We start from the raw sequence: 23,995 nt of genomic DNA, 5'->3' as shown, positions 1-23,995 counted from the left end.
CACCGGCTTGAAGAACCAAAGTTCTTCAAGCCGGTGCCCGCTTTAAGTGGCGATTCACCGCCGACCGGGTGCCCGCTTTAATTCGGGGAAAGACCCCGACCCGGTGCCCGCTTTAACGCAAGGAGGATTCGACCACCACACGTCGTAGACTAGTGCGCATCCGTGGCTTTTCCTGGAAGGCGAATGACGAACATGACCGACAAGATCCGTGTGGCTGTGATGTACGGCGGCAAGGCCGACGAGCATCCCATCTCCTGCATTTCCGTGGCTAACGTGCTGCGGGCGCTCGACACCGACCGCTTCGAGCCGGTGCTCATCGGCATCACGCGCGACGGCCAGTGGATCGTCGACGGCGACGACCCGCGCGACTGGGACCTCGACAAGGGGCTGCCGGAGGTGCTGCGCACCGCGGGGTCTCGTGACGTGGTGCTCAGCATCGGCGAAGGCCAGGACGGCTTCCATGCACGCAATGCGGACGGCACGCTGGAGTCGCTCGGTCACATCGATGTGGTGCTGCCGGTGCTGCACGGCCCCAACGGCGAGGACGGCACCATCCAGGGCCTTTTCGAGATGATGCAGGTGCCGTACGTGGGCTGCGGCGTGCTGGCCAGCGCCGCCTGCATGGACAAGCACTACACGAAGGTGCTGCTGGCGTCCGCGGGCATCGCGGTGGCGCCGGGCATCACCCTCGACACCCGCAAGTACGACGCGGCGACGCGGTTCGCGCACGACGGCGAGGCCTTCCTCGACCTGGTGCACGAGGCAGGCCTCGAGTATCCGCTCTTCGTGAAGCCGTCGCGCGCCGGCTCGAGCTTCGGCGTGACGAAGGTGGAGCGCGCGGACGACCCGGAGGCACTGGCGGCCGCCGTGTATGAGGCGAGCCTGCATGACTGGCGCGTGCTGGTGGAGCAGGGCATCGACGCGCGCGAGATCGAGTGCGCGGTGCTGCGTCCGCGTTCCACGGATGCGCCGCGGGCGAGCCTGCCCGGCGAGATCGTGCTGGACAAGCACGACGAGGACCAGTTCTACGACTTCGACAGCAAGTACATGGACGCACAGGCCAGCCACGTGGAGGTCCCAGCGCACATCCCCGACGACCTGATCGAGGAAGTCCGCTCCGTCGCGCTGCGCGCCTTCGAGGCGGTGGACGGCACCGGCCTGAGCCGCGTGGACACCTTCGTGACCCCCGGCGGCGAGGTGATGGTCAACGAGATCAACACGATGCCCGGCTTCACGCCCATCTCGATGTACCCGAAGGCGTGGGGCGCGACGGGCATCGGCTACGGCGAGCTGATCACCGCCCTGCTGGAGGGGGCGCTGGCCTGACTGCATGGGCGCACGCCCGTCTCGCACGGTGACGTGGATGCGCCCATCTCGTGGACACCCCCTGTTGCCAACGGTTGCATGGAGTAACGTGTGTGACTTAACGACTTTGTATTTGCCAAGCCACACAGGAGCGAGCATATGAGCAATCCGTACGACAACGGCACGCAATCGACGCCGTCGAACCCCTATCAGTCATCGCCAGTTCCGCATGCCAACGATGACAACACGTCGGCGCCCCAGCAGTTCCCCTCGCAGCTGAACTACGGACAGTCGGCTGTGCCCGACGCCACGCAGGCCTTCCCCGCGCCGGGACGGACGGTTCCCGTCGACGCCACGCAGCCGCTGACCGGTACCGGTCAACAGCCCTTCCCCTACGGCGGACAGCCGGCGCCGACTTACGGCCAGCCGCCGGCCGATCCCACGCAGGCGATGCCGCCCTACGGCCAGCCGCCCGCGGGTGCCTACCCAGGCCAGCCCGGCCAGCCGCAGGTCGTGCAGTCGGGGCAGGGCCAGGAACAGCCCACCACGGAGCTGTCCGGCTACGGTCAGCCGCAATACGGCCAGCAGCCGCAGTACGGCCAGATGCCCCCGCAGATCCCGCCGCAGAACGGCTACGAGCCGCAGCCGGGCGGCGCACCGAAGAAGAAGCTGCACCCCGGCGTCATCGCCGGCGTCATCGTCGCCGCCGTGGTGGCGATTGCCCTCATCGTGTGGGGCATCATCGCCCTGACCGGCAACGACGACGCGAAGGCCGATCCCACCGCGTCGCCGAGCGTGTCGAGCTCGGTGCCCGCCACGAGCGACCCGGCCCCGTCGCCGAAGACCGACCCCACGGACGAGCCGACGACAGACATCGACGATCCCTTCGAGGACCTCGACGACGACCTGACCGGCGACACGCTGGAGGACTTCCTGAAGCTGACGAACGCTGACGAGGAATTCGCCAAGCTGTCCGACCAGATGCCCGACGGCGTGAACATGGACATCTACGCCACCGGCAACACGCTGGTCTTCGACCTCGCGCTGGACGACTTCACCGGCTCGACTGCCGATATGATGTCCGACATGCTCGTCGAGGAACTCGAACCCGAGCTCAAGGAGCAGGCCGGCGAGATGCAGGAGATGTTCCCGGACGCCGCCATGCAGCTGAAGATCGTGGACGGCGACGGCAAGACGCTATACAACGAGACCTACAAGTAAGCCACGGTAGGTCCCGTGGCATCCCGTGCCGTCAGGCAGCGAACCCATCGCTGCCTGACGGCACGTGGTATATTCGGGACCACATCGAGCCAAGGAGCCACAGCCCATGAACCCAATGCCGGTACCACCCCCGAACCGTCCCAGCCAGCCCGGCCCGTCCTGGCAGGCCATGCAGCAGGCCTGGGCACAGGCCATCGCCCACGCCAAGCGCGCCTATTCGCGCATCGGCCTGGGCATCGCCGTCACCATCGGCATCTGGCTCACCCTCACCGCCGCCCTGCAGCGGTTGGTGCCGATGTGGATGGGCACGCCGGTGCTTTCCAGCTGGCTGGCCCTGGTCGTCAACGACGTGGTGCTCTACTGCGTCGCCATCCCCGTCGGCTACGCCATCCTCAGCACGGCGCCCGTCCAGCCCACGCGCCGTTACCGGCTGCCCATCGGCCGTTTCCTGGTGCTGCTGCTCATGTGCGTGCCGCTCATGTACGGCGGCAGCATCGTCGGCAACCTCGTCGCCAGCGAGTTCGGCACCTCCACCAACCGCATCGAGGACATGGTCGGCGGTACCAGCATCGGCGAATGGCTCATCTCGACCGTCGCCGTGGTCGTGCTTGCGCCGCTGTTCGAGGAATGGCTGTTCCGCAAGCAGGTGCTCAGCCGCCTGCGCCGCTACGGCGAGCGCCCCGCGATGCTCGTCTCCGCCTTGCTGTTCGCGCTCTTCCACGTGAACATGTACCAGTTCTTCTACGCCTTCGCGCTGGGCCTCATGTTCGGCTACGTGTACCTGCGCACCAGCGCGCTGCGCTACAGCGTGGCGATGCACATGGCCATCAACGCCGTCGGCGGCGTGGTGGCGCCCTGGGTGCTGGAACGTGCCGAGGCCTCCGGTGCGTTGGGTGCGGCGGAGACGGCCGAGCTGACCGGCTCACAGGTCGTCTCGATGGTGCCGATGCTGCTGTTCGCTCTGGTGATGTTGGCGGCCTTCATCGCCGGTCTGGTGCTGTTGATCGTGCAGCGCAGGCGCTTCGTCTTCTACCCGGCGCCGGTGGAGCTGCCGCATGGCTCGATCGGCGGCGTCGTCTTCGGCAACGTGGGTATGGTGGTCTTCCTGGTGATCGGCGTGGCGGGTACGTTGCTGTCGGTGCTTTGAGAAATCTCGTTTTTCCGTGACTTTTCTAGGAAGAGGAGGACGGCTCCATCACCATGTCCTTCGCTCGGCCGGAGCCGCTGGCGGCGAGGTCGGTGAACAGGGCCTTCGCGGCGATGGAGCGGGTCACGGCGTCGGTCAGCGCGCTCAGGGTGGTGTGCGACTTGGCGTAGGCGACGATGTTGCCGGTCACGCCGCTGGGGGAGAAGCCGGTGAAGCTCACGGACGGGCCGTGCTTGGGGTCCATGAGGTCGCGCGCGGCGTCGTCGATGGTTTCCAGCAGCTGCTTGGTGAGCTTGTCGGTGTCCACGCCGGGCTTCGCGGTGAAGGGGATGGTGACCATGGCCTCGTTGGCGGGCTTGAGTTTCTCCAGGGTGGTGGTGTTGAGCACCGAGTTGGGGATCATCATGATGTTGCCGTTGCGTTCGCGCACCATGGTCTGCCGCCAGGTGATGTCGGTCACCTCGCCGGTCACGCCCGAGATGGTCACCAGGTCGCCGGGCTGCAGCACGTGCGAGAACATGAGCTGGAAGCCGGAGATGGTGTTCGCGATGGAGTCCTTGAGGCCCAGGGAGATCGCCACGCCGCCGATGCCCAGCGCGGTGAACAGGGTGGTGGGGGAGATGCCGAAGACCGGCTTGAGCACGAGGGTCAGGGCCACCACCCACACCAGCACGCGGGCGAAGTTCACGAAGATGGACGCGTCCGGTACCTGGGAGCGGTCCAGGACGCGGCGGAGCACCTTGGTGATCAGGCGCGCACAGGCAAAGGCCACCAGGCAAACGACCGCCAGGTAGATGAGCTTGCTGGCGTTCGTCCTGAACCACAGGCCGACGGTGTCGAGGATGTCTTGTTGCGTTGCGAGGGTCGTCACGCCATCCAGCATAGTCGGCCTTCGCCACGGCGCGGCGGACGTCAGCGGGAACGGCCGGGGACCTCGCCCATGGTGAACACCGTGTCCCAGTAGGGCATCGCGGTGTCGTTCGTCAGGCTCAGGTTCAGGCCCACCATGAGGATGGCCATGTCGTCGTCCATGAGGTCCTGGGGCGTCAGGGTGTCCGCGAGCTGCGGCCAGTTGCGCAGGATGCCGATCATGCCGCTCACGAGGAAGTCGACGATGAGCCGCTGCTTGGTGGTGGCGGTCTGCATGTCCAGGTCCGCCAGGCTCATGAGGTTGAGCAGCATGAAGTCGTGGAGGGAGTCGGTCAGGTCGGTGCAGCCATGCTGTCCGGTGAGCATGGACAGGCGTTCGATGCGTTGCCGCTGCTCGGGGTCGGCGAGGACATACGTGACGTAGTGGCGCCATCCCATGATCGGGTCGGTGCCGTCGTGCGTCCACCCCAGGTCGGGGGTGCGCTCCACCTCGTGCATGATTGCGGAATCGGCAAGCTCTGGCAGCCCGGAGAAGTGGTAGTAGAAGGAATTGCGGTTCACCTGGGCGTCGCGTACGACCTCGGTGACCGTGATCTTGGTGAAGTCCTCGTCCTGGAGCAACGACCAGAAGGAGTTTTCCAGCCGCTGCTTGGCGGGCAGGACCTCCGAGTCGTGACGTGGCCTGGGCATGTGTTTCGCTCCTTTGATACTGACGTCACGGCCATCCGCGAGGAACCTTCGGAAGGTGAACGGCCGTACGTGTGCGCATATGCGCCAATCTCTCCCTTCCAGTGTATCGGGAGGCCCCCTGTGCGGCCCATGCCGTGGGCTGGGGGCGAACAGCAGGGGACATGGGGCGGGGGATGTCCTCCCTCGGTCCCTCAGTGCCGGGCACCCCAGGTGGCGGTGGCGAGCATCCACAGTGCCTGGTTGATGTACTTGCGTTCCTCGCCGCTCAGCCCCACGTAGCTGCCCAGCATGCCCGGGATCGCCCGCGGGCCGGCCGCCATGAGCTGGGTGGTGCTCGCCAGGCCGCTCGCCCCCAGGACGCGGAACAGCGCATCCACCGCGTGTTCGCGCTGGCGTTGCGTCATGCCCGTCAGCCAGGAGTTGATGGCGCCGTTGAAGGTCCTCGAATGCTCGGACAGGCCGTCCGCCAGCTCGAAGCGGTCGCCGTCCATGAGCCAGCTGAAGCAGGAATGCTGCCCCAGTCCCTCTGCGTCCGACTTGACCACCATGAGGTGCTCGCGCCGGGAGAACTCGAGGATCATGCCGATGATCGAGGCCTCGGGCACCACCTTGGTGATGCGTTCCACGATCGTGCCGTACTCGTAGCTGCGCACCACGTCCTGGGTGAAGCCCGGGTTGTCGAAGGAGTAGATGTGCGTGATGCGGTCCTTGACCTTGTCCGGCGCGTTCATGGCCGCGTACACCGCCAGGTTGCCGCCCTTGGAGTGGCCGGCCAGCACGAGCGGGCCGTCCCACAGGCCCGCGACGTCCTCCAGGTAGTCCGCCGCCTGCCGCTGGGCCGGCACCGGATACTGGTAGGCCATGTTGAAGTCCTCCTTCCACCCGACCAGCGAGTCGTCCGTACCGCGGAAGGCCAGCACCAGCATGCCGTCGGGCAGCCGGAAGGTCTCGGCCGCGTACTGCGTCTGCTGGTCCATGTCGAAGCGTTCCTCCGCCGCGGATACCTGCACCGAGGCGAAGCGCGGATTGTGCCCCAGGGAACGGTAGAAGGCGCGGTCGGTGGCCGGCTCCCCGAAGCCGGCATGCTCCTCTATGTACGGATGGTCACGCTCGTAGGTGGCGAGCTCCTCCTCGACCTGCCGCAGCCCGGGGCCGTCGAAGGGCGGCCGCACCAGCGCCTTGAGCGAACGGCCGGGGTGGCGCAGGTCGAAGCCGCGCAGCCGGTTGGGCAGGGAACGGTAATGCTCCAGCAGGGTGCGGACCCGCGGCACGTCCGGTGGCATCAGGTCATAGCTGAGCTGGGCGAAGACCAGGGCGTCGGCCACGTGGAACGGGTACTCGGAGAAGCTGCGCGTCTCCTCGCGTGCGTAGTCAAGTATGGTGCCCATGGTCGCTCCTCCGGTGTCGCCCCCATTGTAATGGCCGCCGCTCCACCCGGGGACGCGGCACGCCCGCGGCGCAAGGCCCGCACGCTCGTGTAGCCTAGCGAGCATGACTATGCTCGCCCTGGAAAAGGTCTTCCTGTGGTTCCTGCTCTACAGCTTCGTCGGATGGCTGTGGGAGACCCTGCTCAACATCGCCATGAAGAAACGCTTCGTCGACCGCGGCATCCTCAACGGGCCGCTGTGCCCGATCTACGGCTTCGGTGCCGTGATTGCCATCTTCGCCCTGGAGGGCGAGCATTCGCTGCTCGCCGTGTTCCTCACCAGCGGCGTGCTCGCCTGCACCCTCGAGTACGTGACCAGCTGGGGCGTGGAGAAGCTCTTCCACATGCGCCTGTGGGACTATTCGAAGAAGCCCTTCAACATCAACGGCCGCGTCTACCTCAACGGATTCCTGTTCTTCGCCGCCGGCTGCACCGTCGTGAAGTTCTGGGTGCAGCCCGAGGTGATGCGCGTGCTCGACTCATGGCCGCCCGTGCTGGTCAACTGGCTGTCGTGGATCCTCTTCGCGCTGCTCATGGTGGACGTGGCGGTCACGATCGCCGGCCTGGTCAGCATGCGCTCGCGCCTCGGCGAGGTCGAGGGGGACATCAAGGCGTGGAAGCAGCGGCAGATCGGCCGCATGGACGTGCACATCACCGCCACCGACGAGCGCATCGAACGTGCCGAGGCGAAGCTGGGCGTCCAGCCGCGCGCCGCCCACGAATCCGTGGAGGCACGCGTGCAGGAGCGCCTCGAGGAGGCGACCGGCGCGGTGCGCGAGCGCGGCGGCGAGCTGGCGCACAGGGTGCACGACCGCTTCACCGGGCAGCAGCGTCGCTGGGTGGACGCCTTCCCGACCATGCGCGCCGACGTGCGCGACCCGCACCTGCTCGACCAGGTGCGCGAACAGCTGGCGAAGTACCGCCGGCATGGTGCGGACGCGTAGCTGCCCCTGGCCCCTGCCTCTCCGCCCTTCCGAGAAATTGTTCATTTTTTGAACAAAATCTAGGAAGGCGGGCCAGGGGCAGGAAACCTGCGGCCGGCAGGGGCGTGCACTAGGCTGGGGGCATGATCAACGAACACTACAAGGCCATGCTGTCCGAGAAGTCCGTAATCCGGCAGATCGCGGAGACGGCGAGCGCACGCCGCGCCGAGATCGGCGCCGAGAACGTCTTCGATTTCTCGCTGGGCAACCCGAACGTGCCGTGCGCGCCGGCGTTCACGGACGCCATGGTCGACCTGTACGAGACGCGGGACCCCTACGAACTGCACGGCTACAGTCCCTCCGTGGGCCTGGTGGAGTTCCGCGCGGCCGTGGCGGACTCCCTCAACCGCCGCTTCGGCATGGACTACACCGAGAACCACGTCTTCCCGACCTCCGGCGCGACCGCGGCCATCGCCCATGCGGTGCGTGCGGTGACGAAGCCGGGCGACGAGGTGCTCACCTTCGCCCCCTACTTCCCCGAATACCGCCCCTACATCGAGGGCTCCGGCGCGAAACTGACCGTGGTGCCGGCGGCTGCGGACGGCGCGCAGATCGACTTCGACGCCGCCGAGCGCATGCTGACCGACAGGGTGGCTGCCGTGCTCATCAACACGCCGAACAATCCCGCCGGCGTGGTGTACACGGCGCGGACCATGGGCAGGCTGGCCGACCTCATGGCGCGCAAGGCCGCGCAATACGGCCATGACATCTTCCTGATCAGCGACGAGCCGTACCGCGAGATCGTCTTCGACGGTGCCGACCAGCTGTTCCCGGCGAAGTACTACGACAACACGCTCACCTGCTACTCCTTCTCGAAGTCGCTGTCGCTGCCCGGCGAGCGCATCGGCTACGTGGCCGTCAACCCGCGTGCCACGGATGCGGACCTCATGGTGCCGGTCTTCGCGCAGATCAGCCGTACGATCGGCCACAACTGCCCGTCGAGCTCCATCCAGCTGGCGGTGGCGCGTGTGGTGGACGAGACGAGCGACCTGTCGGTGTACGAGCGCAACATGAACCTCATCTACGATGCGCTGGTGGAGCTCGGCTTCGAGGTGGAGCGTCCCGGCGGCACCTTCTACATCTTCCCGAGGACGCCCACCGAGGACGCCCTGGAGTTCTGCACGCAGGCGATGGAGTACGACCTGTTCCTGGTGCCTTCCGACTCCTTCGGCGTGGGCGGCCATATGCGCCTGTCCTACTGCATGGAGACGGAGCAGCTGGAGCGTGCGATCGGGCGGCTGAAGGTGTTCATGCACGAGCGCTACGGGCGTCAGTCTGCGTGAGGCGGCCGTGTTCCGTATGGAGGTCAAGGCGTCCTATGTGGTAGGTCTCCCTTGAGAAATCTCTCGTTTTTCGTGATATTTCTCAAGCGGAAGCAATCACATAGGGCGCCTTGGCCTCCATACGGAGCGTACCCGGCCTGAAACCAATCGCTCCGGGAACCTCATGTGAAAGCCTCGTGCCGACATGCAGTACGTCCGTTGCGCTGCAATCGTGTGCATGCTAGGTTGGGGTCCATCTGCGCGATGGCGCGCGCCCGAGACGACATGAGACCACACGAGGTGAAAGGACCCGACCACATGGCCGACAATGCGATCATCAAGCTTCCCCTCATCCATCACCTGCGCGAGCTCAAGGACCTGCCGGGCCAGCGCGCCAGCGAGACCTTCGGCATCTGCACCGACATCGTCGAGCCCAAGGGCCAGGGCCTGGGCTACCTCGTCGAGGTCGTCGGCAAGCGCAAGGTGCGCATCCTCGCCTGGCTCGCCGCGTCCGGCGCCGTCTACTCCACGGATGCGCCGCTCGAGGGCGTCCCGTCCGGCCAGGCCGACCTGCACCTCGACCCGTGGGACGACCAGCCGGACACCGGCGCGATCCGCGTGGCGAGCCCCACCGATGCAACCCGTGCCATCACCGTCGGCGAATACCGGCAGGCGGGCCCCGAGGACCTCGAGGCCCTCAGCTGCTCCGCCGACCTGGGCATCTACGGCGAGCATGGCTGGCCGAAGGCCCAGTTCCTGGCCGCCCTGTGGTATGCGAACGTCTTCAAGCCGGTCGAGCGCGGCGAGCAGCCGGGCGCCGGCTCGGGCCGCATCGGCGAGATGCTGCGCGTCTTCCTCGAGCACCCGCTGCCGGACGCCGTCGACATGGTCATCTACCGCGGCACCACCAACGCCGCCACCGCCACGCCCTTCGAACGCTACGCCGCCCGCCAGCTGGTCGAAGCCGGCGCCGGCGAGCTGCGCCAGATCGCCGCGGAGAACTCCATGGACGTCATCCGCCTGTCCACCGGCATGTTCTGGATCCGCTTCGACGCCGACGAAGTGCAGGGCCTGCAGCGTGACGTCGTGCTCGCCGTCGAGGCCGCGCTCAACCGCATGGCCGACTGCGAGCGCTCCGCCGGCCGCCAGGACAATGGCATGGCGCTGCTGACCACCCTCAACGAGCAGCAGTGCTTCTTCGCCGGGCTGCATGGCCTGCACGACTTCGACGAGCACGTCAGGTTCGTCGAGTCCTGCGCGGACATGACCAACCGTCTGCAGGAACTGCGCGGCACCACCGCGGCACGCGGCGGCGTGTGGGACACCATGACGCGCTTCACCACGATCTGCGAGCGCCTCATCCTGCCCTACCGCCTGGAGTACCGCTGCGAGGTGGACCCGGCGAGCGGCAAGATGGCGGTCCTGTTCACCGTGCCGACGGCGCTGATGTGCCCGTCGAGCCAGCTGTGGGACAAGGGTTGGGAGGACGTGCGCGCCAGCCGTCCGGCGCATGCCGCCGCCTACGCGCTGCGCCTGGCCGGCCTGGTGGCCGACGCCGCCTTCATCTCCGGCGTGTCCGTCACCGGCGTCGACGTCACCGGCTGCCTCGGCTCGCTCGAGGGTGCGCGCGTGCTGTCCCTCGGCTTCGACCGCATCCCCTTCCAGCTGGGCACCTTGCCCGCCTACCTCAACGACCAGGTCAACGAACTCGAGCAGGACGACGACCCGGCCGCGCTGCTGGCGCTGCTCAAGCCGGCCCGCCAGTCCATCGCCTTCGGGCCGGACAGGGGCCTGACCGCCATCGAGCCGCTGCCGGTGCCCGCCGCGCTGCATGACAAGCACGTGCCGCTGTGGCGCGACACCCGCGAACTGCCCGACGACCTCAAGGCGCTGCTGCGCGCCGACCGCGCCTGCGAGCTCGACGTGATGCACGACGACGGCGCCATCAGCCTGGCCGACGTCTTCGCCATCACCGAGCAGAACGAGGACTCGCCCGCCACCGCCGTCCTCGAGACGGAGAACGCGCTCATGCAGCTGCAGGCGTCGCTGCCCGAACCGGCCGGCCGCGTGCCGCTCAACTGCGAGCACCCCTACATGCGCCTCATGGTCGACCGCCTGCCTGGCAACGCCGATACCCGCTACCAGAAGATGCCCGACGGCCTGTTTATGGCACACCTGTCCCTGAGCCGCCTGTACCGCGACCAGACCGGCGACATGGCGCGCGCCGAGGCGCAGGGCCACGCGCTGGCCGCCATCGGCCCCACCACCGCCAAGGGCTACATGGAGCTCGCCCTGACCGCCGCCGAGACCGAGGACTACGCCAAGGCCGCCGACGCGCTCATCAAGGGCCTCGACATCGCCATGATGCCCTTCGACGTGACCTTCATGTACTACCGCCTCGCCTACGCGCTGTGGCAGATGAAGGACCTGGAGGCGGCGCTCGCATGCTACGCCATGGTGCTGGCGCTGCCCGAATGCCACCTGACGGAGATGGCGCGCCAGGAAGCCCACGAGCTGATCGACGAGATGGCGCCCGGACGCCAGCTGCCCGAAGTCGACGAGGCCCAGCACATCCTGCGCGCCCACGGCATCCCCTTCGCGCCGTCGAAGGCCAACCAGGACCTGCTGGCCAAGGCCGCGATCGGCCTGGTCGACGCCGGCTTCCCGCTGGCCGCCGACGAGGCCGTGTGGCTGCTGGGCACCCTGCAGGACGGCGACGTCCTGCCGAGCCTGCGCCGCTCCCTGCGCTACGGCGTCGAGGACGCCGAGGCCTTCCGCAAGGGCGAGCACGAGGCGTAACGAACAGGACGACAAGACAGCAGGACGACGGGCGCCCGGCCGATGCCGGGCGCATCGTCATACCTGACCACGGAACCGACTTGAACCGAATCGAAAAGAGGAAGACATGGCAGCAGCACGGGGTTTCTACCGCCTGCCCCTGATTTCGCACAGCATACCCCTGACGCCCATCCCCAACCAGTCGCCCATGGAGGTGTACAACATCGCCAAGGACATCGAACAGCCCGCCGGCGGCCGCGGCTACGTGGTGCACGTGGTCGGCCGACGCAAGGTCGAGATCCTCGCATGGCTGTCCGACGACATGTGCGCCTACCCGACCGACCGTCCCCTCGCGCAGGAACCCGAGGGGTACCCCCAGGTGCAGTTCGACGAGCACCACGACGGTCGCGGCGGCGACGTGCACCTGGTGCCGCCCTCCGGCCGCATGGCCACCCTGGCCACCTACGACGGCGACTTCCGGCGCGCCCACCTGGCCGGCAGCGTCGTGCCGCTGGGTACCTACCTCGAGGGAACCCACCCCACCGAGGTGTTGCTGGCCGCCTGCTGGCTCGCCAACTGCCACTTCCGCACCGCCGCGCCGGATGCACCCGCCGCCGGCCCGGACCGGCAGCCAGCGCCGTCCGCAGGCCTCATCCGCGACGTCGCCTTCGACGCGATCGTCAGCAAGCCGCTGCCCGACGCCGTCGACGAACTCATCTACCGCGGCATGACCAACGCGCAGGACGCCACGCCCTTCGAACGCTACGCCGCCCGCCAGCTCGTCGAGGCCGGCGCCGCCGGGTTGCGGCCCATCGCGGCGCAGCACCAGCTGGGCGCCATCCGTCTCGACAGCACCCACCTGTTCTGGCTGAGCATCCAGGACGAACTCGACGATGGGGAGCGCACCACGGCGCTCGCCGTGGAGTCCGCGCTCAACCGCCTGGTGGCCACCGAACGCGAGGCCTGCAGCCAGGACGGCGGCCTGGGCATGATGGCCACGCTGTCGGAAGGCCAGCTGGACGCCGCCGGCAGCGCCACCCTCCACCAGTGGGCGGCGCACGCCAGGTTCGTCGCCGAGCAGGCCGGCCGGGACAACCCGTGGGCTACCATGCGCGGCACCACGGCGGCCCGCGGCGGCATCTGGGACGTCACCACCGCCTTCGTCGCCATCTGCGAGCGCCTCGTGCTGCCGCACCGTCTCGAGTACCGCTGCCAGGTCGACCCGGCCAGCGGCCAGATGGCGATCCGCTTCGCCGCGCCGCGCGTCGCCATGTTCCCCTCCTCCACGTACACGGCGGACGGCTGGCGGGAACTGCGCGACCGACGCGGCGCCTTGGTCGCCTCCTACACGCTGCGGCTGGCGGCGCTGTTGGCACACGCCGCTTTCGTGGCGGGCGTGGCCGTCACCAATGTCGACGTCACCGCTTGCGACGGCTCCCTGGAGGGTACGCCGGTGCTCTCCCTCGGCTTCGACCGCATGCCCTTCACCATGGATACGCTGCGCGCCATGACGTCGGGGCGCCTCGACCAGCCGACCGACGACACCGACCCGGCCGCCGTGCTGGGCGTGCTGCAGCCGGCGCGCCAACGCGTGCAGTTCGCGCCCGACGGCAGCCTGGCGCCCGTTGAGCCGCTGCCGATTGCGGACGCGCTGCAGGCGCAGCGCGTGCCGCTGTGGAGCGACACGCGGCCGCTGCCCGACGACCTCAGGTCGCTGCTGCGCGCCGAGACGGCCGGCGAACTCGACATCATGCACGACACGGCGTCCATCAGCGGCTCCGAGGTGTTCGACATCTACCGCGACCAGGAGCAGGCGGCCAGCGGTGTGGGAGGCGAGTTCGAGCTCGAGTCCGCGCTCATGCAACTGGAGAACGAACTGCCGCCCCGTGACCCCGCGCTCAAGCCGCTGTACTGCGAGTACCCGGTGATGCGCATGATGGTGTCCCTGACGGAAGGCGACGAAGGCACCCGGTACTGGAAGGTGCCCGACGGCATCTACAACGCGCATATGGGCCTGGAGCGGATGCGCCGCGCCAACGGCGACCTCGGGGGTGCCCTCGCGCAGGGCCGCGCCTGCGAGGACATCGCACCCACCACGGTGCAGCCCTTCGTGGAGCAGTCGATGGACGCGGTGGAAGTGGGCGACGACTACGCCAAGTCCGTGGACGTGCTCATGCGCGCCCTGGAACTGGCCGTCATGCCGATGGACGTGAACTTCGCTTACTACCGTCTGGCGTATGCGCTGTGGCAGATGAAGAGCCACGAGGCGGCGCTGGCCTGCTATGCGATGACCCTGTCGATGCCGGAGACGAGCTTCACCCCGAGCGCGCGCCACGAGGTGGAGGAGCTGCTCGGGCAGATGGATGCCAAGGAGGTGCCCGACCGCGAGCGCGCCGAGCAGATGCTGCGCGCCGCCGGCATCCCCGTGGCGCCCAGCCGTGCGGTGCTGGACACGGTGGCGAAGGCCACGATCCGCCTGGTCGACGCCGGCTTCCCCTTGGCCGCCGAGCATGGCGTGTGGACGCTGTGGGCGTACCGCCGCGAGGACGTGATCCAGGCCCTGCGCCGGTGCATGCTGTTCGGCGCGGGCGAGGGCCAGCTACCGCAGTAGGGCGGGTCCATATGGGGCCAAGGCGCCCTTTGTGATAGGTCTCCTACCGGAAATCTCTCACGGGGTACGGGTGGGCCCTACTGGACCTTGAGCGTCTCCTCCACCAGGGTATAGGCCTCGTCGTAGGTGGGGCAGAAGGGGACGCCGTGGCGGTTGTGGGTGATGGCCAGGCTGGCGGCCGCGTTCGCGATCTGCACGGCACAGTCCAGGCTCCAGCCTTCGGCAACCAGTGCGCACAGCGCGCCGGTATGGGCCAGTCCGGCGGAACGCTGGTGCGTGGCCTTGGCGGGGAAGCCCTCGATGTGCTGCACGGCGGAACCGCGGTACTTGACCCAGGCGCCACGCGAGCCGGCGCGCAGCACGATGGGGGAGCGCAGGGCGTCACTCAACGCCTCGCACAGCGCGAACATCGACTCATCGAAGCCACCGTCCATCCGCTGCTCATGGGAGGAGTCCACTTCCACTCCCAGACGGTCCGCCAGGGTGCGGGCCTCCTGACGGTTCATCGACCACAGGGGACGAGCGACCACGAGCGTCTCGAGCAGGCGGTCGTTGACCAGCCGCAGGGTGCTCGTGGGGTTGATCACGATGCGGAAGCCGCGTACGTCCGCCTGGCATTCGGGGCGTTCCAGGAAGGCCGCCACCGCCATGGAGGACTCGTTCATGAGCGCGTTGCTGCCGATGTGCACCACGTCGTCGGCCTGGGGACGGATCTCGTCAAAGGCGTCCGGACCGGCAGCGGCCTCCGCGCCATGCCATGCCGTGAAGGCCTTGCGCTCGCCGTCGCCTTGGATCACGCGGAAGCCATTGTCACCGGCCTGCATGGTGAGGCCGATGTGCGCGATGCGGTTTGCGCGCAGTTCCTTGCGGATATAGTCGGCCCACGGACCGCGGCCCAGGACGCTGCCCAGCTGCGTGCGCGCACCCATGCGGCCGGCTGCCTGCAGCACCTGGAAGGCGCCGCCCACGGTGCCGCTGACCGCGGTGGCGTTCACGAACTCGCCGGCTGCGGGGACGGCGGGGACCGTCATCATGAGGTCGACCCATGTCTGCCCCAGGGAAATCACCGTCGGTTCATGGTCGCGCGGCGCGCGGATCTTCTGGAGGATGTCGCTGAGCATTCAATGCCCCCTTCGTCTGGCCCGGCTGGTCGATGCCGGGAATGGTAAAGACAGAACCACTGTTGTCAAATTGTAGAGGAAAACCGCCTGGAAGGGCCAATCATGCCCGCGAAAATGGGCAGCTTTCGTCTTGTCCGTGAGGTGGTTGTATCATTGGGAAGTTGTGTGTACGGCCATCAGTGTCCCCGGAGGGCGCCGAGAGTGCCGAATGCGCAGACTTGCAAGTCAATAAAAGTATTATAGGGAGTCCAATCATGGCAGCTCGTTGTGCAGTGTGCGGCAAGGGACCGCAGACCGGTTACACCGTTTCGCACTCGCATATCCGTAACAAGCGCCGCTTCCTGCCCAACCTGCAGCCGGTGCGCACCACCGTGGACGGCCAGAACGTCCGCATCCGCGTGTGCGCCAAGTGCCTGAAGGCCGGCAAGGTCCAGCGTGTGCGCGTTGCCTGATATGCAACAGACAGACATGGAGGACCCCGGGAGCCGTGGCTCCCGGGGTCCTTTGCGTTGGGGCCGCCCCGGCCCAACCCCCACCCCACATCCAACCACCCGTGGCACAATGGGACGCATGACTGAACTCACCGTGGACACGCCCCTGGCGGCGGTCCTGACGAACAAGCGCCGGCTGGGTGCGCTCAAGGCGTTGGGCGTGCTCACGGTCATGGACGCCCTGACCTACTATCCCTTCCGCGTCACCGACCCCGTCCCCGTACGCCCCTTGGGCAACGTCGTCTTCGGCCGGAAGATGGCATGCCCCGTCACCGTGCGCAACGTGCGCGTCTCGCCCATGAACGCCCGTGGCGGCTACCGGCTCGAAGTGCTCGTCGCCGACGCCCACCGCTCCCTGGCCTCCCTCGTCTTCTTCTCCCACCGCAAGTCCTACGTCGACTGGATGGCCGGCCGCCTCCAGCCGGGCCTCACCCTCGTCATCGCCGGCGAACCCAGCGTCTTCAACGACCGCCTGCAGTTCACCCACCCCGAACTGCTCACCGTCGCCCCGCCGCAGCCCGCCGGCCCCGCACCGCAGCTCGCCTTCGACGACCGCTCCGCGCCGCCGCGCGACCCCGGCCCGCAGCTCAAATACGACGTCGACACCGTCGAACAGGGCCTCGCCCGCGTCACCCGACCGCGGCCCGTCTACCATGCCAACTCGCGCATCTCCAGCGAGCACATCCACGAGACCATCCTCCAGCTCGTCACCATGCTCGCCGGCCGCGACCCCGCCGCCCCCACGGACGCGCCCCAGCCGGCCCAGCGCGGCTCCCTCTACGCCACCGACCCCGACGCGCGCAGCCAGCTCGACGCGCACATCCCCGACGTGCTGCCCGGCGCCGTGCTCGCCGCCAACCGGCTCATGCACCGCGCGCAGGCCCTGTGCGCCATCCACGACCCCGACAGCGTCGACGACTTCCACGCCGCCATCGCCACCATGCGCTTCGAGGAGGCCTTCGTCTGCCAGTGCGCACTGCTCATGGCACGCGCCAGCGCCACCGCCGGCCGCGCCTTCGCCTGCGATGACACCGCCGCCCGCGACCGCTACATCGCCGACCTGCCCTTCACGCTCACCGCAGGCCAGCGGGACGTCATCGACACCATCGGCCATGACATGGCCGGCGACCACCCCATGCAGCGCCTCCTGCAAGGCGAGGTCGGCTCCGGCAAGACCGTCGTCGCCGTGTCCGCCATGCTGCAGGCGGTCGGCTCCGGCTACCAGGCCGTGCTCGTCGCCCCCACCCAGGTGCTCGCCGAACAGCACTACCGCTCCATCAGCAAAGCCGTCGGCGACGACGTGCCCGTCATCCTCCTGACCGGCGGCATGCGGCTCGCGGCGCGGCGCAAGGCTCTCGCGACCGCCGCCAGCGGCGAGCCGTGCATCGTCGTCGCCACGCACGCCGCGTTCTCCAAGAGCTTTCAGACGCCGCGGCTTGCGCTCGCCGTCATCGACGAGCAGCACCGCTTCGGCGTCGAACAGCGCGACATGCTGCGCGCGAAATCCGAGTGCGACCCGCACCTGCTGGTGATGACGGCGACGCCGATCCCGCGCACCGCCGCCATGACCTGGTTCGGCGACCTCGACATCTCCTGGCTGACCGAACTGCCCGGCGGCCGCAAGCCGATCCGCACCTTCGTGATCGACGAGGCGAACGGTGCGCTTGTGGCGGACATGTTCTGGCATGTGCGCAGGCGCATCGACGCGGGGGAGCGCGCCTACGTGGTGTGTGCGCGCATCGACCAGGACGAGGAGGAGGACGCCGGTGACGTCGAGGATGCCATGGTCGACGTGCTGCTCGACGAGGAGGACGGCGAACCGCGGCCGCCGCTGCACTCCGTGGAGGAGATCGCGGAACGGCTGGGTGCCCTGCCACAGTTCGACGGCATCGAGCTGTGCACGCTGACCGGCCGCGACGACGACGCCACGAAACAGTCGGTGATGGCGGACTTCGCGTCCGGCAAGACGCCGCTCATGGTGGCGACGACCGTCATCGAGGTGGGCGTGGACGTGCCGCAGGCCAGCTGCATCGTGATCTTCGACGCCGACCGCTACGGCCTGAGCCAGCTGCACCAGCTGCGCGGACGCGTGGGCCGCGGCGGCACCGACAGCTGGGCCTTCCTCGTCTCCCGGGCCGAGGGGGAGAGCATCGCCGCTGAACGCCTCGGGGTGATCTCGAGCTCGCTGGACGGCGCGTTCATCGCCCAGAAGGACCTCGAACTGCGCGGCGCCGGCGACGTGCTCGGCGACGCCCAGTCCGGCGGCAAGTCCAGCCTCAAGCTGCTGCGCGTGGTCAAGGACGCCAAGCTGATCGAACGTGCCCGGGGGCAAGCCGAGGAGCTGCTGGCCGCCAACCCCGAGCTGGACGGCGAGGTGCAGCTGGCCGGCGCCGTGCTGGACTTCACCCGGGGCAACGAGAAGTTCCTGACGAGCAACTGAGCACGACACCCGTGCACCGTGTGCGGCGCCTGAGCCGAACGGCGTGGCCTTGCATGCGATGGCGCGTGCCGTGGCATATGGCGTATCCAAGGCACTGTGCAATATGCGCCTAATGTCGTAAGCGTAGCGCTGTGTCAAACAAAGTTAGTGAATCTGTCTATATATTATTTCGCTAAGGGCATGTATACTGGGCTGACATAATCTTCAAATCCTCGGTAGCACCGTGCATGGATTCGCATGGGACCGCAGGCTTTGCCAATTCCTGCAGTGTTTTTGCTTCAATCTGCGGGGCTTGCGAAAGATGAAGGTATGGTAATGAGCAGACAGCAGCTGCTTGAGTGGGGAACACGGCTTCTCTACTCGATGGAGGGATTGACGAAACGGGCAATCTGCACGTTGCTCGGCGTGGCGATGGTCGTGGCGATGGCCGTGGTGCCGACGCACGCGGCCGAACCGGAAGGGAACCGGGTGGCCGACCCAACGACCTTCACGCAATGGGAACAGGGCATCGGCGACCCGACCGACCAGCGTTCCACCGGACGCGTGTGGACCGATAAGTCGGTGTCGACCGGTCCGGTGACGCTGAGCACCTATGACGGCAACGAAGTGACGGTGAGCCCCCAGGACGGCTCGTTCCTCGTCGGCCTGTCCGCGATGTCGAGCGCCCAGCGGCTCATCGGCGTAGCGAACAATACGAAACCTTTGGACGTCGTGCTCGTCCTCGACACCTCAGGTTCAATGGACTATGGCATGGATGGGCAGAAGCTCGCATCATGGGCCTACGAGTACGAGCCGGTGTATGAGCAAGCGCTTGATACCACGAAGAGCTACTATATCCCGAACGGGTTGGTCTACCGCGAAGTGACCTGGAACGACGACAGGAACACGTGGGGATACACCCAACGACGACAGTGGGTGTCCGTCACGCCCAGGACGAATGCGTCCGATGACGACCCCGCACATACCCAGTTCTATGTCCGCTATAAGGACAGCCGCATGCACGCGCTGAAGCAGGCGGTGAACGGCTTCATCGACCAGACGATCGCGGCAAACGGCCAGGTGTCCGACCCGAACAGGAAGAACCGCATCGGTCTGGTCACCTATGCCTCCGATGCTCGCCGGCGCAGCGACCTCACCGATTCGCTCGATGGCCTGAAGACCATCGTGGACGGCTTGACGGCAGACGGTGGCACCCAGGCCGGCAAGGGAATGGCCGAAGCCATGCAGGTGCTTGGGCAAGCCCGTACCGATGCGTCGAAGGTCGTCATCTTCTTCACGGACGGAGAGCCCGGCAATACGGGCTTTGACAAGAGTGTGGCAAACGACGCCATTTTGCAGGCGAAGGAGATGAAGTTCGAGGGCGCCCAGGTGTATTCGGTCGGCATATTCGACGGTGCCGATCCGTCCGCCGACGTCTCGCACGTGACGGACTCCAGCAACGGCACACTCAAGTCGAACGCGTTCATGCAAGGCGTTTCGAGCAACTATCCGGATGCCACTGCATACACGAGCCTTGGCGCTCGCGCCGCGAATGCGGAATACTACCTGGCGGCCTCGGACGCCGATGTGCTCAATGCCGTGTTCGAGACGATCTGGGATGAGGTGGCGAGCAACCCGACCCCGCCAATCCAATCGGAATCGACAAGCGGCACGACGGAAGGCAAAGGCGTCGTGACCTTCACCGACCGGCTCGGCGACTACATGCACGTCACACGCATGAACAGCATCGTGCTCGCAGGCAAGCAGTTTACGCAGTCGTCGGCGCAGGTCTCCGCGGACGGTTCGCAGACCGTCTACACCTTCGAAGGCTCCGTCGAGGCAAACGAGATCTACAGGGACGCCGACCTGAGCACGATGCGCATCGTCGTTACGCACGGCGAAGAGTCCGCCGGCGACACCATCACCGTCAATGTGCCTGCCGATCTGCTGCCGCTGCGCCTGTACACGGCGAAGGTGGACAAGGACGGCAACGTGGAGACGAGCATCAACCATACGAACCCGATACGCCTGTTCTACGAGGTCGGGCTCAAGGACGGCACGGTGGACAAGGTGGCGAATCCGGATGAGGCGATGCGCGCCTATCTTGCCAACCCGGACAACATCGACGACGACGGCAACGTGCGCTTCCTGACGAACGCATACAGCAGGACGGCCAATGGTGACTACGGCAGCACGACCGCCGTGTTCACGCCGGCGCAGACCAACGACTTCTACTACTTCACGCAGGACACGCCGCTGTACAACTCCACGAGTCTGGACGACCCGGCCACCGAAGTCAACGAGGCCGGCACCTACTACTATCCGCGCATCTACTATGCGGACAACGCGAGGCACGAGCAGTGGATCACGATGCCCGGCACATCCGCCGTGCGCGTCGCTGCGAGGAATCCGGCAACCGGCCAGTACTATGCGCCCGCCGGTACGCCACGCACCGTGCTCGCGAACCAGTACACGAGAGACAAGGCCGAGAATCCGACCGATACCGCGAAGTACTCCTCCTCACCACAATGGCGCGACACGAACGTCAACGTGCGTCTGGGCAACAACGGCGTGCAGCTGATGGCCATTCCCGGTTCGCTGCGCATAACCGAACAGGTCGTGCAGCCGCAGGGTTCATCCGTCGATCCCGACAAGACCTTCCCCTTCACCCTGACATTGACGAATGCGGACGGCACGCCGTTCACCGGGACCGTACATGCAGAGTACGGCGGTGAGACGAGCGAGATGAGGAACGGATCGACGTTCACGCTCAGGGACAACGAAGCGATGGACATCCTCAACATTCCCCAGGCATCAAGGTCGTCTGCGTGCAGACCGATGCGGGTGGTCCGGGCTGGAGCGTGGACGATGGGCCGACACGGTCGGTGACCGTGGAATCCGGCAGCAAGGCGACGCTCGAATACGTGAACCGGTACACCTACGCTCCGGTCACGCTCGGCGATCCCTCGGTCAGCGGCACGAAGACGCTCGAGGGCCGTGATTGGCTCGACGACGACGAATTCACCTTCACCATCAGCGCGGGTGTCGCCAACCCTGCCCCGGCGCTGCCTGCACAGACGGCAGTCACCCTGCGGGGGCAGTATGACGAGGACAAAGCAGTACCGTTCTCCTTCGGCGACATCACCTTCACGGTGCCGGGCACCTATCGGTATGTCATCGAGGAATCCGCAGGCGCGGTACGGCCAGGCATCCGCTATTCCGGTGCCCGGTATGTCCTGACGGTCGTCGTCGAGGACGACGGCCAGGGTGCGCTGAGGATTGCCGACACCGTCCTGACGAACACCTTCGACCACAATGGCGACCATATCGAAGGGGAGCCATCGGTGGACGGAGGCGCAGTATTCGTCAACAGCTTCATCGGCAAGAACGAGGCGTTCGCCGACATCACCGGAACCAAGCGGTATGTGGACGTCACCGGCACGAATCCAATCGACCGGGTCGGCAAGTTCCAGGTGCGTGTGAGTGCCGACAAGGACAATCCGGTGCCGGGTCCGGCACTGGGTGCCGACGGCGAGGCAATCGTCAACATCGGCCTTGACGGAACATGGAACAGGAACCTCGCATTCGACGACACAATGCTCAACCACCAGAAGGAGCAACGCTTCACGTACCACGTGAGCGAAGTCGTGCCCGACGGCGTCACTGCCGACAACCCGACACTGGACGGCATGACCTATGACCTCACGACGTACACGGTCGTCGTCACGCTCAAGTTGGATGCCGACGGGAACCTCGTCACGACGGTCGAATATCCCGACGGCGGCGACCAGGTGCAGTTTGAGAACCGGTATGAGGCGGCGCCGGCCACGATTGCCCCGCTCAAGGTGACGAAGACGGTTTCCGGCGCCAGTGCGCAAGCCGGGAAGTTCACCTTCGAGGCGACACTCGAAGGCGACGCCGATGCCGTGCACATCGGCGGCACGCCGTGGTCGGATCCGGTGACGGCGGCGACGCCGGCAATCGAACAGGGTGCGGCAGGGCACGTCGACTTCGGGAACGTGACGTTCACCAAGCCGGGTACCTACCGGTTCACGATTGCCGAACGGGTTCCGCAGACCGCGGCAGGCGCGCCCGGGTCGCTGCAACCGACGGTGGAAGGGTGGACCTACGACACCCATCGGCACATCGTGACCGTTGTCGTCGCAGACACTGGCGGCAAGCTCGTGGCCACGGTGACATCAGACGAGGCGACGGCGGCCTTCGAGAACAGCTACGCCGTCACATCGTTGCAGTACGGCGACGTGGGAACCTTGCGCATCAGCAAGACGCTGACAGGCCGTTCCCTGCGTGCCGGTGAATTCGCCTTCGCCATCACGCCGATTGACGACGCGCCATTGCCGGACGGCACGGCGACCACGGAGAACCCATACGCTTCCGCAGACGGCCAGGCGCTGGTCTGGCCGGTCAACGGCACCCTGCTCGCCGACCTGACCTTCACGCAGCAGGATGCGGACAGGACCTACTGCTACCGGATTTCGGAAACCATCCCGAAAGCCGCGACGCCCGGGCCGAACAACACGCTCGTATACGACGGCGTGACCTATGATACGAGCATGCATACGGTATGCCTCGCCGTCAGCGACACCGGCAAGGGTACACTCGCAGTGCGCACCACCGTCGATGGCGCAGACGCGACGGTTGCAGCGTTCACGAACCGCTACGAGATCGAGCCGACGCCGCAATCCGTCACCTTCACCAAGACATTGACGGGACGCGACTGGAAGGAAGACGAGACCTTCACCTTCACGCTCGCAGCCGAGGAGGCGGCCTCGTCGGTGAGCGCCGAGACACTTGAAGCGGCGATGCCGCAGACGCGTGAGGTGGCCGTGGGCAAGGGCAACGCGGTCGATTTCGGGTTCGGCGACTTCGTCTTCAGCCAAGCGGGCGTCTACGTGTATACGGTCACGGAGCATAACGCCGGCAAGACCGTGGACGGCCTCAGCCATGCCAAGCCGGCACGCCTTACCTTCAGTGTCGTCGACAACGGCCGTGGTCAGTACAGCGTTGGGCAAACCATCAGCGGCATCGAGGGGAGCACCTTCGTCAACAGGTACACGCCGGCACCGGTCCAGGTGGACACGCCAGGGCAGCTGCACAAGGAGCTGCGTGCGGACGCATGGGACGACGGACTCGACTTCGGCTTCAAGCTCACGGACATCTCGACGAATGAGAACGGCGAGACGATCCCGGCGCCGCTGCCGCTCAGGGACCCCGACGATTCCGCATGCGACACCGAAGCGCGCACATGTACGGTGCGCGTCGGCAAACCGCAGGACGGCATGATTGCGCCGATTGATTTCGGCACCTTCACCTTCGACCATGCCGGCACCTACACCTACGAAATCACCGAAATCGACGAATCATCGTCCCATGGTGGCATCTACTACGACACGCATGCGGCGACGCTCGTCATCACGGTGAGCGACGACGGCGAGGGCAGGCTTGCCGCCGACGTACAGGTGACGGACGGCGCCTTCGTCAACACCGTGGGCGTCGAACTGCCCTCGACCGGCGGCAGGCTCGAACAAGGCATGATCATGTTCGCGCTCGCCATGGTGTGTCTCGTCGGTGCAGCCCTGTGCGCCGCGGGCATGAACCGGTTGCCTTCGGGGCCGGGGCGGACACGATTGGGCTGACGGCGCGGTAGGCT

At 66.8% G+C, this 23,995-nt stretch carries 15 protein-coding genes; 11 read left to right on the top strand and 4 right to left on the bottom strand.

The window, feature by feature from the left end:
• Positions 1-192: 192 nt before the first annotated feature.
• The 3 genes from BCUN_RS10170 (at position 193) to BCUN_RS10160 (ending at position 3,673) form a co-directional block, all read left to right on the top strand.
• Entirely contained in the window at positions 193-1,326 is a 1,134-nt protein-coding gene (locus BCUN_RS10170; protein WP_152598196.1) for a D-alanine--D-alanine ligase family protein, read from the top strand.
• A gap of 138 nt (positions 1,327-1,464) precedes the next feature.
• Positions 1,465-2,526: a DUF4854 domain-containing protein gene (locus tag BCUN_RS11660; protein ID WP_051921042.1), complete on the top strand. Its 1,062-nt coding sequence runs from the start codon at positions 1,465-1,467 to the stop codon at positions 2,524-2,526.
• A 106-nt stretch (positions 2,527-2,632) separates the two neighbouring features.
• Positions 2,633-3,673, top strand: coding sequence for a CPBP family intramembrane glutamic endopeptidase (locus tag BCUN_RS10160; protein WP_081895674.1), 1,041 nt, complete (start codon positions 2,633-2,635; stop codon positions 3,671-3,673).
• 25 nt (positions 3,674-3,698) lie between these two features.
• On the opposite strand, the gene BCUN_RS10155 is transcribed toward BCUN_RS10160, so the two are convergent.
• The 3 genes from BCUN_RS10155 to BCUN_RS10145 form a co-directional block, all read right to left on the bottom strand.
• Positions 3,699-4,556 carry a mechanosensitive ion channel family protein gene (locus BCUN_RS10155; RefSeq protein WP_051921041.1) on the bottom strand — a complete coding sequence of 286 codons (858 nt, stop codon included), beginning with the start codon at positions 4,554-4,556 and terminating at the stop codon, positions 3,699-3,701.
• Between the two features lie 29 nt (positions 4,557-4,585).
• Entirely contained in the window at positions 4,586-5,233 is a 648-nt protein-coding gene (locus tag BCUN_RS10150; protein WP_033517884.1) for a TetR/AcrR family transcriptional regulator, read from the bottom strand.
• Positions 5,234-5,424: 191 nt separating this feature from the next.
• Positions 5,425-6,621 carry a DUF2974 domain-containing protein gene (locus BCUN_RS10145; RefSeq protein ID WP_033517882.1) on the bottom strand — a complete coding sequence of 399 codons (1,197 nt, stop codon included), beginning with the start codon at positions 6,619-6,621 and terminating at the stop codon, positions 5,425-5,427.
• A gap of 103 nt (positions 6,622-6,724) precedes the next feature.
• Between BCUN_RS10145 and BCUN_RS10140 the strand changes: the two genes are divergently transcribed.
• From BCUN_RS10140 to BCUN_RS10125, 4 genes are all read left to right on the top strand, one after another.
• Positions 6,725-7,603 carry a putative ABC transporter permease gene (locus BCUN_RS10140; RefSeq protein WP_033517880.1) on the top strand — a complete coding sequence of 293 codons (879 nt, stop codon included), beginning with the start codon at positions 6,725-6,727 and terminating at the stop codon, positions 7,601-7,603.
• Positions 7,604-7,725: 122 nt separating this feature from the next.
• A complete protein-coding gene (locus BCUN_RS10135) occupies positions 7,726-8,925 on the top strand; it encodes a pyridoxal phosphate-dependent aminotransferase (protein ID WP_033518754.1) in 1,200 nt (399 codons plus the stop codon).
• A gap of 297 nt (positions 8,926-9,222) precedes the next feature.
• Positions 9,223-11,703: a tetratricopeptide repeat protein gene (locus BCUN_RS10130; protein WP_051921040.1), complete on the top strand. Its 2,481-nt coding sequence runs from the start codon at positions 9,223-9,225 to the stop codon at positions 11,701-11,703.
• Positions 11,704-11,809: 106 nt separating this feature from the next.
• The gene (locus tag BCUN_RS10125) at positions 11,810-14,293 is read left to right on the top strand and encodes a hypothetical protein (protein ID WP_051921039.1); all 2,484 of its coding nucleotides are present in this window, start codon (positions 11,810-11,812) and stop codon (positions 14,291-14,293) included.
• Between the two features lie 77 nt (positions 14,294-14,370).
• Here BCUN_RS10125 and BCUN_RS10120 read toward each other — a convergent pair whose 3' ends face one another.
• Positions 14,371-15,414: a PfkB family carbohydrate kinase gene (locus BCUN_RS10120; protein ID WP_033516871.1), complete on the bottom strand. Its 1,044-nt coding sequence runs from the start codon at positions 15,412-15,414 to the stop codon at positions 14,371-14,373.
• Positions 15,415-15,668: 254 nt separating this feature from the next.
• Here BCUN_RS10120 and rpmB point away from each other — a divergent pair, with 254 nt between their 5' ends.
• The 4 genes from rpmB to BCUN_RS11650 all read left to right on the top strand — a co-directional run bounded on the left by rpmB (position 15,669) and on the right by BCUN_RS11650 (position 23,981).
• On the top strand, positions 15,669-15,866 hold the full coding sequence (gene rpmB / locus BCUN_RS10115) for a 50S ribosomal protein L28 (RefSeq protein WP_033516873.1): 198 nt from the start codon (positions 15,669-15,671) through the stop codon (positions 15,864-15,866).
• A gap of 109 nt (positions 15,867-15,975) precedes the next feature.
• Entirely contained in the window at positions 15,976-18,345 is a 2,370-nt protein-coding gene (locus BCUN_RS10110) for an ATP-dependent DNA helicase RecG (protein ID WP_033516875.1), read from the top strand.
• A 315-nt stretch (positions 18,346-18,660) separates the two neighbouring features.
• Positions 18,661-21,213 (top strand): vWA domain-containing protein, encoded by a 2,553-nt coding sequence (locus tag BCUN_RS11655; RefSeq protein WP_160257642.1) that lies wholly within the window; start codon positions 18,661-18,663, stop codon positions 21,211-21,213.
• Positions 21,153-23,981, top strand: a complete 2,829-nt coding sequence (locus BCUN_RS11650) for a Spy0128 family protein (protein ID WP_051921037.1) — start codon at positions 21,153-21,155, stop codon at positions 23,979-23,981. The genes BCUN_RS11655 and BCUN_RS11650 overlap by 61 nt, the downstream gene beginning before the upstream one ends.
• Positions 23,982-23,995 lie beyond the last annotated feature (14 nt).

The organism is Bifidobacterium cuniculi (assembly GCF_000741575.1).
GTDB lineage: Bacteria > Actinomycetota > Actinomycetes > Actinomycetales > Bifidobacteriaceae > Bifidobacterium > Bifidobacterium cuniculi.
This window is presented reverse-complemented; position numbering and strand designations above follow the sequence as displayed.

Bases quoted from the DNA above. Each gene is read 5' to 3' on its own strand.
- BCUN_RS10170 (WP_152598196.1), top strand. From the start codon at position 193: ATGACCGACAAGATCCGTGTGGCTGTGATGTACGGCGGCAAGGCCGAC.
- BCUN_RS11660 (WP_051921042.1), top strand. From the start codon at position 1,465: ATGAGCAATCCGTACGACAACGGCACGCAATCGACGCCGTCGAACCCC.
- BCUN_RS10160 (WP_081895674.1), top strand. From the start codon at position 2,633: ATGAACCCAATGCCGGTACCACCCCCGAACCGTCCCAGCCAGCCCGGC.
- BCUN_RS10155 (WP_051921041.1), bottom strand. From the start codon at position 4,556: ATGCTGGATGGCGTGACGACCCTCGCAACGCAACAAGACATCCTCGAC.
- BCUN_RS10150 (WP_033517884.1), bottom strand. From the start codon at position 5,233: ATGCCCAGGCCACGTCACGACTCGGAGGTCCTGCCCGCCAAGCAGCGG.
- BCUN_RS10145 (WP_033517882.1), bottom strand. From the start codon at position 6,621: ATGGGCACCATACTTGACTACGCACGCGAGGAGACGCGCAGCTTCTCC.
- BCUN_RS10140 (WP_033517880.1), top strand. From the start codon at position 6,725: ATGACTATGCTCGCCCTGGAAAAGGTCTTCCTGTGGTTCCTGCTCTAC.
- BCUN_RS10135 (WP_033518754.1), top strand. From the start codon at position 7,726: ATGATCAACGAACACTACAAGGCCATGCTGTCCGAGAAGTCCGTAATC.
- BCUN_RS10130 (WP_051921040.1), top strand. From the start codon at position 9,223: ATGGCCGACAATGCGATCATCAAGCTTCCCCTCATCCATCACCTGCGC.
- BCUN_RS10125 (WP_051921039.1), top strand. From the start codon at position 11,810: ATGGCAGCAGCACGGGGTTTCTACCGCCTGCCCCTGATTTCGCACAGC.
- BCUN_RS10120 (WP_033516871.1), bottom strand. From the start codon at position 15,414: ATGCTCAGCGACATCCTCCAGAAGATCCGCGCGCCGCGCGACCATGAA.
- rpmB (WP_033516873.1), top strand. From the start codon at position 15,669: ATGGCAGCTCGTTGTGCAGTGTGCGGCAAGGGACCGCAGACCGGTTAC.
- BCUN_RS10110 (WP_033516875.1), top strand. From the start codon at position 15,976: ATGGGACGCATGACTGAACTCACCGTGGACACGCCCCTGGCGGCGGTC.
- BCUN_RS11655 (WP_160257642.1), top strand. From the start codon at position 18,661: ATGAGCAGACAGCAGCTGCTTGAGTGGGGAACACGGCTTCTCTACTCG.